We start from the raw sequence: 13,103 nt of genomic DNA, 5'->3' as shown, positions 1-13,103 counted from the left end.
CTGCTCCGTTTTTGACATCTCACAAGAATATGTTTGATATGGATTCCATCTCGACTTGAGATGGAGCGCGTTATGGACCTGCGGCAGCTTCGTTATTTCGTGGCGGTGGCCGAGCGCGGCGGCTTCGTCGCCGCAGCCGGCACGCTCAACGTCGCGCAATCCGCGCTCAGCCGCCACATCCGGCAGCTGGAGCATGAACTGGGCGGACCACTGCTCGAGCGTGGCGCCCGCGGCGTCGCGGTGACCGAATCGGGCAAGGTGCTGCTCGAACGCGGGCGCTGGCTGCTCGGCGTCGTCGACGACATCAAGGTCGAGGTGCGCACGGAGAACCGCGAGCCGAGCGGCACGGTGCGGCTCGGCGCGCCGTCGAGTCTCGCCGACATCTTCTATCCGCCGCTCGCGCGCCTGTTCAACGATCGCTTTCCGCGCGTGCGGCTCGAATTGAGCGAAGGACTGACGGAAGCGATGACCGATCGTCTCCTGCGCGCGGAGGTCGACCTTGCGATCGTCACTAGGCCCGAGGAGAACGATCATCTTTTGTACGAAACGCTGGTTGTCGAGCAGGTTTTCCTGATCGGCCCGCCCGGCGATCCCCTGCTCAAACGTGGCAAGCTGACGCAAGGCGAGTTCAAGCGCCTGCCACGCGCCATTGTACCGCTCAGCCGCACTCCCTTTCCCGATACCGTGCCGTTCTCGCTGCGGGTGGAAAGCAGCGCGGCGATGAAGGGCATCGCAGCCCTGGGACTCGGCTATGCGCTGTTGCCGTTCTCGGGCATCCATCAGGAGGTCGAGGCCGGCAAGCTGTCGGCAACGCTATTGCCCTGGCTTCGCGCCGAGCGCGTGCTGGCGCTGCCGCGCGGGCGTCCAATCAGCCGCGCGACACGCGAGACGGCGGCCGCGCTCAAGGACATCTGCCGCGACCTGATCGCGGACGGCATCATCCGAACCACCGAGGCGCGGCCTGCTCCGCCCAGGCGCGCGCGCCGTCGAAAAGCCCGACCACGCTAAGGCCAGCCCCGCTGCCGCCAGCGCATCGGCCTTCGCACGTAGCAGCTCTCGGCCAACGCATTGCCGCGCTGCGGCGCACACCTTCCTGATTCCGCCGGCGGGCCTCGTGCCGAAAATGGAGATCGCGACGCCGCAAGCCATGCGCGCGGCCAAACCATTTGCACTTCTATCGGATATCAGTAATATCTCAGTTATATACAAAGGCGAAAACGCCTAATTCGGGGAACACGGGGAGGCTTTTCATGAGCAGCTTGTCTACGGGCGGCGCGATCGACATCGGGGCGCGCACCGCTTCTTCCGCGGCGTCGGCAGCAAGCGTCTCGGGCATCGTCGGCCGCCTCGAGCGGCTTCCCATGACCTCCTACCAGCGCGGCATCTTCGCGATCATCGCGACCGCGTGGTTTTTCGACAGCATGGATTTGGGCGCGCTGACCTTCGTGCTCGGCCCGATCCGCCAGACCTTCAACCTCTCGACCGCGCAGGCCGGCCTGCTCTCCAGCATGAGCTTCCTCGGCATGTTCATCGGCGCCGCCTCTGCGGGGCTTCTGGCTGACCGGTTCGGCCGCGCGCGGGTGTTCCAGGTCAGCATGATCTTCTGGGGCGCGGGTAGCATCCTTTGCGGGCTTGCGCCGTCGGTCGAGACGCTTGCGGCTGCGCGCGTGCTACTCGGCTTCGGCATGGGCATGGAATTTCCGGTCGCGCAGTCGATGGTGTCGGAGATCATTCCGGCCAGGCAGCGCGGCCGCTACATCGCGCTGCTCGAGGGCTTCTGGCCGATCGGCTTCATCGCGTCCGGCATCCTCAGCTATGTGGTGCTGTCCTTTGCCGACTGGCGCTGGGTGTTCATCCTGCAGGGCATCCCCGCGATCTTCGTCCTGATCGTGCGCCGCTACGTGCCGGAATCGCCGCGCTGGCTGGCAAGCCACGGCCATGCCGCCGAGGCGGAACGGGTGATGTCGGGAATCGAGGCAAAGGTCTCCGAGCGCCTGAACGGCGCGCCATTGCCTGCAGCTGTGCCGCATCCAGTCGATACGCGCTCGTCCTACGGGCTCGCCACGTTGTTTTCGGCGGCCTATGCCAGGCGCACCGTCATGCTGTGGTGCCTGTGGTTCTTCGCGCTGCTCGGCTTCTATGGTCTCACCACCTGGCTCGGCGCACTGTTGCAGGCCAAGGGCTTTCCGATCACGAAGTCCGTCTTCTACACCATCCTGATCTCGCTCGCCGGCGTGCCGGGCTTTTTGACCGCCGCCTACCTGATCGAGCGCGTCGGACGCAAGGCGACGCTGATCGGCACGCTGCTCGGCGCGGCGATCTCCTGCTACTTCTACGGCGGGGCCGCAGACCAGACCCAGTTGATCGTCGCCGGCCTCTGCATGCAGTTCTGCGCGTTCGGCATGTGGTCCGCGCTCTATGCCTACACGCCCGAGCTCTACCCGACGCAGGTGCGCGCGACGGGTACCGGGTTTGCGTCCGCGATCGGCCGCATCGGCTCGCTGATCGGGCCATCGGTGATCGGCTTCATCCTGCCGGCGGCCGGCCAATCCGGCGTGTTCGCGCTCGGCGCCGGCGCGTTTGCGCTCGCCGCGCTGGTGGTGCTGGTGCTCGGCGAAGAGACCAGGGGCCGAACGCTCGAAAGCATCTCGCACTGACGGGTCCGGCCGATTGCCCGATGTCGGATTGACCCTTCCCGTCATGCGTGAAATATCGTGCCGACGAGAAGGGAGAATCACGGCAGATGGCCGCGGACAGACGCGCCGGGCGCGCTCGCAGCGCCGAGACGGAGCGGACCCGGGAAAGCACCAGGGTCCGCCGGGCTGCTCCTGACCGCGGCACCGCGGCCGCCGATGGCGAGCGCGACGATGAAACGCTCACCGATCGCGCCTACCGGCAGATCGAGGAGCTGATCGTCACGCTGAAGCTGCCGCCGGAAACCATCCTGTCCGAGCAGTCGCTCGCGGCACGATTGTCGATCGGCCGCACCCCGATCCGCGAGGCCTTGCAGCGGCTCGCGCGGGACGGGCTGGTGGTGATCCTGCCAAGGCGCGGTATCCTGGTCTCGCAGATCAACCTCAAGACCCAGATGCGCCTGCTCGAAGTGCGGCGCGAGCTGGAGCGGCTGATGGCGCGCGGCGCCGCCGAGCGCGCGACACCTGAGGAGCTCACCCGCTTTTCCACCATCGCTCGGGAGATGCGCCGCGCCTCCGACGAGGCCGACGACATGACCTTCATGCGGCTCGACCGCGCGCTGAACGAGCTGGTCAGCCATGCCGCGCGCAACGAATTCGCGGCGCGCGCGATGGGGCTGATGCACGGCCTGTCGCGGCGTTTCTGGTACCAGCACTACCGCGAAGCGGGCGACCTGCCGCTCTCGGCGCGCCTGCACGCCGAGCTTGCGGAAGCGATCGCCGCGCGCGATGCGGACGCCGCAGGCAAGGCCTCCGATCGGCTGATCGACTACATCGAGAGCTTTGCCCGCAAGACGATCGAGACCTGATCAGAATATCACGACGCTGCGGATCGCAGCCCCCCGCCGCAACGCGTCAAACCCTTCATTGACCTGTTCGAGCGCAATCCGCGCGGTGATCATTTCCTCCAGGTGCAGCGTGCCTTCGAGCGCCGCCCGCGCCAGCATCGGGAAGTCGCGCAGCGGCCGCGCGCCGCCATAGCTCGAACGCCGGATGCGCTTTTCCTGCATCAGCGATCCCCAGCGAAACGCGACCTGGCTCTCGACGTCGGTCTTGCCGAGCCAGATCACCTCGCCGCCCGGGCGCGCCGCCTCCATGCTGGCGCGGAAGCCGGCCTCGCTTCCCGCCGATTCCAGCACGACATCGACGCCGCGCCCGCCGGTCAGCTTTTTCGACACGGCGATCACATCCTCCCTCGACGCATTGATGGCGTGGGTCGCCCCGAGATGCCGCGCCATCTGCAACTTGGCATCGGCGAGATCGACGGCGATGATGGTGGCCGCGCCCGCCATCCGCGCGCCCTGCACCGCCGCCAAGCCGACCGCGCCGCAGCCGATCACCATCACGGCATCGCCATAGTGGATCGAGGCGACATTGATCGCCGCGCCGACGCCGGTCATGATTCCACAGCCGATCAGGCAGCCGTGCTCGAACGGCAGCTCCTTCGGCATCACGATCGCCTGCTGCGCCGGCACGATGCAGTATTCCGCGAGCGCGCCGAGATACATCAGGTGCTTGAGATCGCGGCCGTCGGAAAGCCGCGCGCGGCTGTGGCCGTCGAACTGCACCGCCAGCGGCGCCTGCGCCAGATACGGCTCGCAGAGGATCGGCAGGTCGCGGTCGCAGTAGAAGCAGTGGCCGCAATGCGGATTCCATGACAGCACCACGTGGTCGCCGACCGCGACGCCGCGGGCGCTGGGACCGGCCTGCTCGACGATGCCGGCCGCCTCGTGGCCGAGCACGATCGGCATCGGGTTGCGCAGCGAGCCCTCGATCACCTCGAGATCGGTATGGCAGAGCCCGACCGCCTTGATGCGGACCAGCACGTCGTCCGCGGCCAATTCCTTTGCCTCGACCGTCTCGACGACGAGCGGCGATTTCGGCGCGTGCAGCACGGCCGCCTTGTACCGGAGCGTCACGTCCAATCCCCCTGCCCGCCGTTACCGCGAAGCACCCTGGCGTTTCTCGAGCGCGGCGAGCGCCGCGTCGATATCGGCCGAGCTCATCTCCCATTCATTGCCGAAATTGGCGACCACCGCCTTCATGAACGGCTCGACCAGCGCCTGCGCCCGCGCCGCGTCACCGAGATGATCGGCCAGGATCGCCAGCGATAGCTGACGCGGCTCGGGCCCCTCATAGCTCCACTCGAAACCGTTGCCGGTGTAGCGGTGGAGGTCGAGCCGCTGGTCGAGCGGACGGCCGTCCACCGTCACCTTGACCCCGTCGATGGTGCGGTCCCCACAGAACGTCTTCATGGCCGAGCCCTCCTCCCTCCGGTCCGCCCCACCGAGCGCGTTGACCGTTGATAGATTAGTGATATATTACACTGACCGCGCGATGGGACAACCGATTTTGGCGGCCCGAGGAGACGAAGGATGGAACTTGCATCGACCCCCATGTCTGATCGCCAGCGCCGTTACCGCGAAACCTACCGGGAGCGGGTTGCCGGCTGGTACAACGGCTGGCTGCACGTCTTCATCATCTACACGATCGGCTTCACCGCCCTCTATATCTACCTCGCCAACATCCGCGACCTGCGCGCCTGGGAACTCGTGATCGTTCCCGTCACCTTCGTCGGCGCCAACTTCTTCGAGTGGTGGATCCACCGCTTCGTCATGCACCGCCCCTCGCAGATCAAGGCGTTCCGCGCGATCTACAACCGTCACACCCTGATGCATCACCAGTTCTTCACCGAGAAGGAGATGCGCTTCGCCGACCATCATGACTGGCGCGTGACGTTCTTTCCGCCTTACGCGCTCGCCACCTTCACACTGATGTCGATCCCGCTGGCGATCGTGGCCGGCACCATCATCTCGCCCAACGTCGGATGGCTTCTGATCTCGACCACGACGTCGATGTACCTGATCTACGAGTTCATGCATTTCTGCTGCCATGTCGAGGAGAACTGGTTCGTCCGCACCATGCCTTTCGTCAACACGATCCGGCGGCATCACACCGCCCATCACGACCAGTCCATCATGATGGAGCGCAACATGAACCTGACCTTCCCGATCATGGACTGGCTGTTCGGCACCTCCGATCTCGACCGCGGCCTGCTCGGCCACCTCTTCAACGGCTACGACACGCGGTTCATCAAGCGCACCATGCGCAAGACCGCGCGCACGCCGCGGCTCGATGCGGCGCCGAGCGGCGTTCCGGCGGAGTAGGCGACCGTGTCCGGCATCGAGCCCAATGGAGTGGCGCTTGCCGTGTTCGCCGCGGCCTTCGCCGCCTGCTGCTTCGCTTTCTTCACCATCGCCGGCATGTTTCCGCTGAGCGCGCGGCCCCGCGCGCTTGCAGGGCTGCCCGGCATGGCGCTGGTCGTGGTCAACCTCGTGCTGCTGATCCTGCTGCTCGCCGAGGTGCTGCTCTATGCCGGTCAGACGCTGCGCTGGACGTCGATCGTCATCTTCGGCGGGCTGATCTTCCTGTTCGTGCCATCGATCTTCACCATCATACCGAACGGCTGGCGTGACAGCCGCGGCGGCCTCGCCCTGCTCGGCGCAGTCCAGCTTGCCGCGATCGCGCTGTTGCCCGCCCCGCTCCACCTCTCTCTGTCCTAAAGGATCCGCCGATGCCGTTCCCGATCAAGACAGCGCTGTCGGTCATCGTCCTGCTGGTCGCGTGCGCCGGCTACTTCTACGAGAATTCGATCGGGATGCATGGCCCGAAGATCGCGATCCTGTTTCTCGCGCCCTTCATGGTTGCGGCGATGTGGGTCTTCCCCGAAGTGACCCGCCGCGCCGACCGATAGGCCCTCAGCCGTCCACTGAATTCGGAAAATCATAGGCGAGATGTGGCCTTAACGAACGCATTTTGGATGCGAGTTGCCGGCTCGCCGAGTTCTCCGATCGCGCAAGCTGGTTGGCGACCGCGACATGGTCGGCGTCGATCTTGTGCTGGTTGAGCTTGGATTGGCCTTCGATCTGGTCGACGACGATGTCGATGACACGGATCGCGGAAAGCATCTGCTCGCGCTTGGCCGGCTCCATGCTCGCCAGCGACCACGGCTGTTTCGGCAGCCGCGCCTCGGAGACCGCAAGCAGCTTGTCGCCGTGCGCGCGATTATCGCCGAGCTCCCGCAGGTAGCCGACACCCGAGAGATGAACCGCCTCATACAGCCAGGTCGAGACGTTGTCGACCGAGCTGTACCAGTCGTTCGACACGTAGCAATCGGCGCCGGATACGATGAGCAGGAAGCGCCTCACCCCGTCGGCCAGTTCGACCAGCGGGTTGCGCGCGGTGAGATGCACCTGCGCAACAGCATGATCGTCGCGCCTTACCAGGATGAAGGGCACATGCGAGCCGCGCGGGCCTTGCGCGTCGGAAGCGACGAGGACGCCGAAGCCCCGCTCGGCAGCGAATTGCAGCGCGGCCTGCTCCTCCATGCGAAACTGAGGTCTCAGAATATGCATCGCCCGCCCCTGCCCTGTGCATTGCGCCTTCTTGATGGGCAGTTAACCTAGCTGAGTTTCCCATCCGCCGCGACACCGCCCGCGGGACCGATGAGATCCGTGAGCGCGTCCCAGACTCTATTCAGTTGTCAAACAGCTACTGCGCTGTCATCGCCCGGCTCGACCGGGCGATCCAGTATTCCAGAGACGGCTGAGCTTGTTTGAGACGCCTCTGGAATACTGGATGCCCCGCATTCGCGGGGCATGACGAAGAGAGGACACAAGTCCGCCTTCCCGCGGCGTGATCGGCCCGAGTTCTGCGAAACATCACCCTCGATTGAAGAAGAGGGCGCAGGGAAAGCCGGATGCTGGCCGCACCCGCAGCCTCGCGTGCAACAAAAAAGCACACGAGTTAGTCACCACAGGTTTGGCCTCATCATCCGGCCTTCCCTGCGCGATTGGTTTTAACGGTTTCCTTCGCGCTCTCCCCGGTGACCGGGCTTTCTTGCCACCGTCATCAGCGAGAGCTTGCCTCTCGCGAACTTGATGCCAGCGTCGGGGCATCAGGACCACACGACTTCGCCGTCCGCCCTGGCATCACTCGTCAGTTGATGCCAAAGCGTCCATCGCATCCTGCTCCAACGTTCGTGACGATGCGCAACGCCCCTCTGATCGAGGCAGGACGCGCCGAGGAAAGCCACTGATTTGCCCGACGCAACAAGCAGAATATTTTTGCGCGCAGGACTGGACGACCCAAATCACGTTGAATCCTCGGATCAATTCGGCTTTTGCGCGCACGCCGATTCAGTCACCGCCAGGACCTCCGAAGCCAGCAGGCAGCCGCAAAATGCGCAGGCCTGCCCGTCGGGCAGACGCGCGTATTCGTCAGGCAGGTCTCGCACCGAGCAACGTCTTCGGCTCCAGATAGGCGTCCAGCCCGAAGACGCCGTTCTCGCGGCCCAGGCCGGACTGCTTCATTCCACCGAATGGCGCCAGCGGTTCGTGGGCGGCGCCGTTGATCACGACGCGGCCGCTTTCGAGACGGTCGGCGACGCGCTCCGCTCGCGCCTGACCGCCGAAGACGTAGGCCGAGAGGCCATAGGTGGTGTCGTTGGCGATGGCCACGGCGTCGTCCTCGTCGCGATAGGTGAGAATCGAAAGCACTGGCCCGAAGATCTCCTCGCGCGCGATCCGCATGTCGTTCCTGACATCCGTGAACACCGTCGGTCGGACGAAATAGCCGCCAAGATAGCTACCAAGACCCTCGGGCCGGCCTTCGCCGCCCGTCAGCAGTCGCGCGCCTTCTTCGAGGCCGAGGTGGATGTAGCGCTGGACCCGCTCCCATTGGGTAAGGCTCACCATGGGCCCGACGGTGGTCGAAGGATCGCGTGGATCGCCTACCTTCACGCCCGTCTCGATCGCCGCCTTCAGGCGCGCCTCGAACCCGGCGCGGCGGCTCTCGGACACCAGCACGCGCGTCCCGGCGATGCAGGCCTGGCCCGAATTCATGAAGCCGGCCTCGATGACGCCTGGGATCACCGCGTCCAGGTCGGCGTCATCAAGGATGATGGTCGGCGACTTGCCGCCGAGCTCGAGCGTCACCCGCTTCAGGCTGTCCGCGCTCGCACGCACGATCGCCTTGCCCACGGCGGTCGAGCCGGTGAAGGAGATCTTGGCAACGTCGGGGTGGACGGCGATCGCGGCGCCAACGTCGGCGCCGCGTCCGTTGACCACGTTGTAGACGCCCGCGGGCAGGCCCGCCTCGTGCAGGGCGCGCAGCACCACGTCGGTCTGGCTCGCGCTCATCTCGCTCGGCTTGATCACCGCTGTGCAGCCCGCGGCTATGGCGTAAGCGAGCTTGTTGCAGATGAAGCCGGCGTTCGAGTTCCAGGGCGTGATCAGCCCCACGACCCCGACCGGCTCCATCGCCACGCGGGCCGCGCCGATCTCGCGCTGCAGCGGATAGTCGGCGAGCGTGCGCGCGGCGACCAGGAACGAGTCGGCGGCGTAGTCGCCCATCCAGACCGAGCGCGAGGTGGGGGCGCCGTATTCGTCGAGCACCGCTTCGTGCAGCTCTTTGACGCGGGAGCGCATCGCGACGTGCAGCGCCTCCAGCATCCGCAGTCGTTCCGCCTTCGTGGTACGCGCCATCCCCGGCAGGGCGCGCTTGGCCGCCGCGACTGCGGCGTTGACGTCTTCGACGTCGCCGAGACGCACCCGGCCGATCACCTTGCCGGTCGCAGGATTATGCAGGTCGAACAGCTCGCGACCGTGGGGCTCGACGAAGCGGCCGTCGATGTAGATGTGCTCGATAGTGCGCATTGATGTCTCCGCGTTTTGTACCGAGGAGATAGATCTGGCGATTGACCTGGATTAGTGGCATTAAGCTGGATGGATTGATCCGAAAATCGGGATAATGAGCCGAGGACGACTGATCGAGCTGGAGGCGGCGGTGGCGGTCGCACGGCGCCGGAGTTTTCGCGCCGCGGCCGCCGAACTCGGACTGTCCAGCACAGCCTTGAGTCAGGCCATCGCCGAACTCGAGGCACGCCTGGGTGTGCGCCTGTTCAACCGGACGACGCGCAGTGTCTCGCCGACGCCGGCCGGGGAGCAGTTTTTGGCCCAGGTCGCGCCAGCACTGACCGCGATCAGGGACGCCGCCGACACGGTCAATCAACACCGCTCCACCCCGAGCGGCGTGCTGCGACTGAACACCTCGGCGGGAGCGGCGCGGCGGATCCTGCGGCCGATCGTCTTCGAGTATCTGAAGCGCTACCCCGAGATGTCAGTCGACATCGTCACCGAAGGGAAGCTGATCGACATCGTGCGCGAGGGATTCGACGCCGGCTTCCGCCTCGCCGAGCAGGTGCCCGCCGACATGATTTCCGTTGCGCTCGGGCGCGACGAGCGCCTTGTCATCGTAGGCTCCCCCGCCTACCTGGCCGGGCGGGCGCTTCCGATCGCACCGGCCGACCTCGCCGAGCACGCCTGCATCCGCATGCGTTTGCCCGGCGGCGCGGTCTATCGTTGGGAATTCGAGAAGGACGGCGAGCAGGTGCTGGTGGACGTTTCCGGCCGGCTCACGCTCGACGATGTCGGCCTGATCCGCGATGCGGCCCTCGCAGGCTGCGGGCTTGCGTACGTGTCCGAGTGGGAGGTCGCCGACGACTTGCACGAAGGACGCCTGGTTCATCTGCTGGCAGAATGGACTCCACCATTCCCGGGGATTTGCCTCTACTACCCGGGCCGCCGCCATGTGCCGGCAGGCCTGCGCGCCTTCATCGACCTCATACAGGAGCGGCGTCGCCACCCCCGGGGCTGAATATGCGCCTCAGTCCGCGATCGCAACGCATGTCCTTGGAGCCGAACTCTCCAGCTGACAGTTTTGAGCAGGAACGTTCTAGACCGATGCCGGCCCGACTCAGACGATCGGCAGCATCACGGGAGCCTGCTCGATGCCTCTGTACACCATAACGACACAGGCTGGCGCGCTGCGTGTACTCATAAACCGGGACGCTGCGGATCGAGCTTGGAATTGTAATTCTGGCTAATGCCGCCACCGGGCGATCCTCAGAGCATTGGCTTCACACCCAACGCGCTGTTCGAGCGATCACGTTGACAGGGTCGGAATCGGCCCTTCATCTTGAGGCCGTCCCGCATATTCAGTCCGAGAAGAATGATGTTCGTCGCGCCGGCAACCAGCTCGAGCGTCTGCACCGTGTAGAAGGCTGTGTCGAACTCGGCGGCCTTCGCCTTGGACGCAAGAAACAGTGCGGACGGGATGAGAACCACGATGCCGTTGCCGGCTATAAACGGCATACGCTTGATCTTCGCACCGATGAGTCCGGCCCGCCGCCCCTTTGCCAGCGAGAAGCCCGAGCCTCCTGTCGCCGCCAGCGCCGGAACCAGCAACAGGAAGCCCCACGGTATGGCCGTCTTGATCACGGTTACGCTCGCGTCTGATGCAAACAACTCACTAAGCGCCGTCGATAGCCAGAAGGTCGCAATGGTCACAAGCGCGACCGCGCCGGCTACTGGATGGAGGAGCTTGGTCATGGTCTCCCTGTCCTTTTCCGAAAGTTTGTTGACTGCGGAGCCGTGAGTAATACCCGGCGACCTAGGCGACGCAGACACCCGAGACGGCAACCTTCTGGAACAGGTGCGGGGAAGAGACGACGGAAGACGGACAGGCGGAGATCTTCGATCTGAACTCAGGGTGCGCGAACGCTGCTCGGAAGTCAGCGGTCGTTTCCCAAACGGCATAGTTCAGATAGGTCGGGCTTTCGCCGATGGCGCGGTGGAGCTGAGTGGAGATGAAGCCAGGCTGGCGCTTCATGAAGACAGCATCGTCTTGCCAGACCTCGAGGAAGCTTTGCTCGTCGGCCTTGTCGAGCGTGACGACATTCACCAGCACGACGGGCCCGGTATCGATACCGAGCTGACGTTCGATCGGAAAGGCAGGGTCTAGCGGGCGTAGCAGCGACATGGATGGCTCCCTTCAATTGGTTGTATGATGCCAATGTGGTATGATAGCATAATAATTTGACATCATGGTGTCAATAGTGATTTATGGTGACAGATGAAAAAGACCAAGCGAACTCCAGCCGGCGAGGCCCTGACCAACCTCATGCTCGACCTGTTCAGGCTCAGCAGCCGACTTTTAACGGTCGGCGATCGGTTGGCGGCGGGTCTTGGGCTGACGAGCGCCCGCTGGCAGATCCTTGGCGCCATTGTGGAGGCAGAGCGCCCCCAGCCCGTCGCGTGGCTCGCCCGCGATCTGGGAGCTAATCGCCAAAACGTGCAGCGGATCGTCAATGACCTGCACGGCGAAGGGCTTGTGGCATTCGAGGCAAATCCGCATCACCGGCGGGCCCAACTCGTCGTCTTGACTGACAAGGGTAAGCGTACCTTCGACACCGCGATGGAATTGCAGGCGCCTTGGGTCAACGGCCTCTCGGAAGGGCTCTCCGTCAAGGACCTGCAAACTGTTCACCGTGTCGTCGCGGCACTACGGAAGAAACTAGAGAGCAAGGACGAACCTGAAGAGCGGGTGTAGCGCAGCAAGCAGAATACGCCTTTACACCAATGCCGGTCGTTACTCGCATGTCGGCAAATGGCCCGACCCGGACCTCCAGCGATGTACGCCTTTGCGCCGCTGTTGAGGGCATACCGGACGCCAAATGCGCCCGACGAAAGGCCACCGCATCCAGGGCTACCACCAATCGTCGTAGATCCACTCCCTTGGCATTCGCGGCCGCGCTCTCGCGTGCGGCAGCTGAGGCGGTCGCTCGGGCTTGCGCAAGGTGATATCCGGCTGCGTCGGAGGCGGCGACGCCTTGGGCGGGTTCTGCTCGGGAACCCTCGCGAACATGCGCTTCATCTCTTCCTGGTTCGCCTTGAGCTGTTCAATCGCCTTTGAAGTGTCGCTCGCCGTTTGTTGCTGGTTGGCCTTGAGCTGTTCGATGTCTCGCTGCATGTTCGCGAGATCGCGCGCTATCGTTTGCAGCAGCTGTGTTTGGTCGGGAAGCGCTGCGGCAGCTGCCGGCGCGGCGGCGTCGGGTGCGGTCTGCGCCAAGAGCGTTGCTTGCGGTGGTGTGGCGTCCGCTGCGGCCACTTGAACCGCAGATGGAGCGGGCTGCGCGGGAAGCGGTGGATTTTCCGGCGGCAATGACGGAGTTGAAACGAGCTGCGGCGCCCAGCGGGCGACGATCAGCTTGGCCCCGCCGCCATAGGACGACTGCAAAGCCAGGGCAGCGACAGCGATGCACGCCGCCAGCGGCAAGCCGACGAGGGCCCGGAGCCGCGCCCTTCCAGGCGGTGATTGAGGGCCAGGTTCGGGCGACGGAGGCCGCGTGGCATCGCGCTCCATTCTTGCAACCTGTTCAGTCAAACGCGCGAGCTGTTCATCCGCCCGCACGATCTGCTCGTGGGCGCGCGCGAATGGTTCATCGGCGTGCGCGATTGAGGTGCCGGGTTCGGTCGCTTTCGGGGCGGGTGTGGAGTTCATTGGCGTTTC

Annotated in this window: 15 protein-coding genes; 8 read left to right on the top strand and 7 right to left on the bottom strand. The window is 65.0% G+C overall.

Annotated features, from left to right (window positions below):
* Positions 1–72 precede the first annotated feature (72 nt).
* The 3 genes from QOU61_RS09245 to QOU61_RS09235 all read left to right on the top strand — a co-directional run bounded on the left by QOU61_RS09245 (position 73) and on the right by QOU61_RS09235 (position 3,502).
* Complete coding sequence (locus QOU61_RS09245; RefSeq protein ID WP_289657797.1) at positions 73–1,008, top strand: LysR family transcriptional regulator; 936 nt, start codon at positions 73–75, stop codon at positions 1,006–1,008.
* Positions 1,009–1,250: 242 nt separating this feature from the next.
* A complete protein-coding gene (locus QOU61_RS09240; protein ID WP_289657796.1) occupies positions 1,251–2,657 on the top strand; it encodes an MFS transporter in 1,407 nt (468 codons plus the stop codon).
* A gap of 86 nt (positions 2,658–2,743) precedes the next feature.
* Entirely contained in the window at positions 2,744–3,502 is a 759-nt protein-coding gene (locus tag QOU61_RS09235; RefSeq protein ID WP_289657795.1) for a GntR family transcriptional regulator, read from the top strand.
* On the opposite strand, the gene QOU61_RS09230 is transcribed toward QOU61_RS09235, so the two are convergent.
* Positions 3,503–4,612, bottom strand: coding sequence for a Zn-dependent alcohol dehydrogenase (locus tag QOU61_RS09230; protein WP_289657794.1), 1,110 nt, complete (start codon positions 4,610–4,612; stop codon positions 3,503–3,505).
* Positions 4,613–4,633: 21 nt separating this feature from the next.
* Complete coding sequence (locus QOU61_RS09225; protein WP_289657793.1) at positions 4,634–4,948, bottom strand: DUF6166 domain-containing protein; 315 nt, start codon at positions 4,946–4,948, stop codon at positions 4,634–4,636.
* 120 nt (positions 4,949–5,068) lie between these two features.
* Between QOU61_RS09225 and QOU61_RS09220 the strand changes: the two genes are divergently transcribed.
* From QOU61_RS09220 to QOU61_RS09210, 3 genes are read left to right on the top strand one after another with little or no spacing between them, the layout of a single operon-like run.
* Positions 5,069–5,860 (top strand): sterol desaturase family protein, encoded by a 792-nt coding sequence (locus QOU61_RS09220; RefSeq protein ID WP_289657792.1) that lies wholly within the window; start codon positions 5,069–5,071, stop codon positions 5,858–5,860.
* A 6-nt stretch (positions 5,861–5,866) separates the two neighbouring features.
* Positions 5,867–6,256 (top strand): hypothetical protein, encoded by a 390-nt coding sequence (locus QOU61_RS09215; RefSeq protein ID WP_289657791.1) that lies wholly within the window; start codon positions 5,867–5,869, stop codon positions 6,254–6,256.
* An 11-nt stretch (positions 6,257–6,267) separates the two neighbouring features.
* Positions 6,268–6,447, top strand: a complete 180-nt coding sequence (locus QOU61_RS09210; protein WP_289657790.1) for a hypothetical protein — start codon at positions 6,268–6,270, stop codon at positions 6,445–6,447.
* A gap of 4 nt (positions 6,448–6,451) precedes the next feature.
* On the opposite strand, the gene QOU61_RS09205 is transcribed toward QOU61_RS09210, so the two are convergent.
* Both QOU61_RS09205 and QOU61_RS09200 read right to left on the bottom strand, forming a co-directional pair.
* The gene (locus QOU61_RS09205) at positions 6,452–7,108 is read right to left on the bottom strand and encodes an FMN-binding negative transcriptional regulator (RefSeq protein ID WP_289657789.1); all 657 of its coding nucleotides are present in this window, start codon (positions 7,106–7,108) and stop codon (positions 6,452–6,454) included.
* Positions 7,109–7,972: 864 nt separating this feature from the next.
* Positions 7,973–9,409, bottom strand: a complete 1,437-nt coding sequence (locus QOU61_RS09200; RefSeq protein WP_289657788.1) for an aldehyde dehydrogenase family protein — start codon at positions 9,407–9,409, stop codon at positions 7,973–7,975.
* Positions 9,410–9,503: 94 nt separating this feature from the next.
* On the opposite strand from QOU61_RS09200, the gene QOU61_RS09195 reads away from it, so the two are divergent.
* On the top strand, positions 9,504–10,409 hold the full coding sequence (locus QOU61_RS09195; protein WP_289657787.1) for a LysR family transcriptional regulator: 906 nt from the start codon (positions 9,504–9,506) through the stop codon (positions 10,407–10,409).
* Positions 10,410–10,657: 248 nt separating this feature from the next.
* On the opposite strand, the gene QOU61_RS09190 is transcribed toward QOU61_RS09195, so the two are convergent.
* Both QOU61_RS09190 and QOU61_RS09185 read right to left on the bottom strand, forming a co-directional pair.
* Positions 10,658–11,143: a hypothetical protein gene (locus tag QOU61_RS09190; RefSeq protein ID WP_289657786.1), complete on the bottom strand. Its 486-nt coding sequence runs from the start codon at positions 11,141–11,143 to the stop codon at positions 10,658–10,660.
* Positions 11,144–11,204: 61 nt separating this feature from the next.
* The gene (locus QOU61_RS09185; RefSeq protein WP_289657785.1) at positions 11,205–11,573 is read right to left on the bottom strand and encodes an antibiotic biosynthesis monooxygenase family protein; all 369 of its coding nucleotides are present in this window, start codon (positions 11,571–11,573) and stop codon (positions 11,205–11,207) included.
* Positions 11,574–11,666: 93 nt separating this feature from the next.
* Between QOU61_RS09185 and QOU61_RS09180 the strand changes: the two genes are divergently transcribed.
* Positions 11,667–12,143 carry a MarR family winged helix-turn-helix transcriptional regulator gene (locus QOU61_RS09180; RefSeq protein WP_289657784.1) on the top strand — a complete coding sequence of 159 codons (477 nt, stop codon included), beginning with the start codon at positions 11,667–11,669 and terminating at the stop codon, positions 12,141–12,143.
* Between the two features lie 156 nt (positions 12,144–12,299).
* On the opposite strand, the gene QOU61_RS09175 is transcribed toward QOU61_RS09180, so the two are convergent.
* Positions 12,300–13,094: a hypothetical protein gene (locus QOU61_RS09175; protein WP_289657783.1), complete on the bottom strand. Its 795-nt coding sequence runs from the start codon at positions 13,092–13,094 to the stop codon at positions 12,300–12,302.
* Positions 13,095–13,103: the final 9 nt, after the last annotated feature.

It is taken from the genome of Bradyrhizobium sp. NP1, assembly GCF_030378205.1.
Lineage (GTDB): Bacteria > Pseudomonadota > Alphaproteobacteria > Rhizobiales > Xanthobacteraceae > Bradyrhizobium.
Note: the sequence above shows the minus strand (reverse complement) of the source record. Positions and strands in the feature narration are given on the sequence as shown.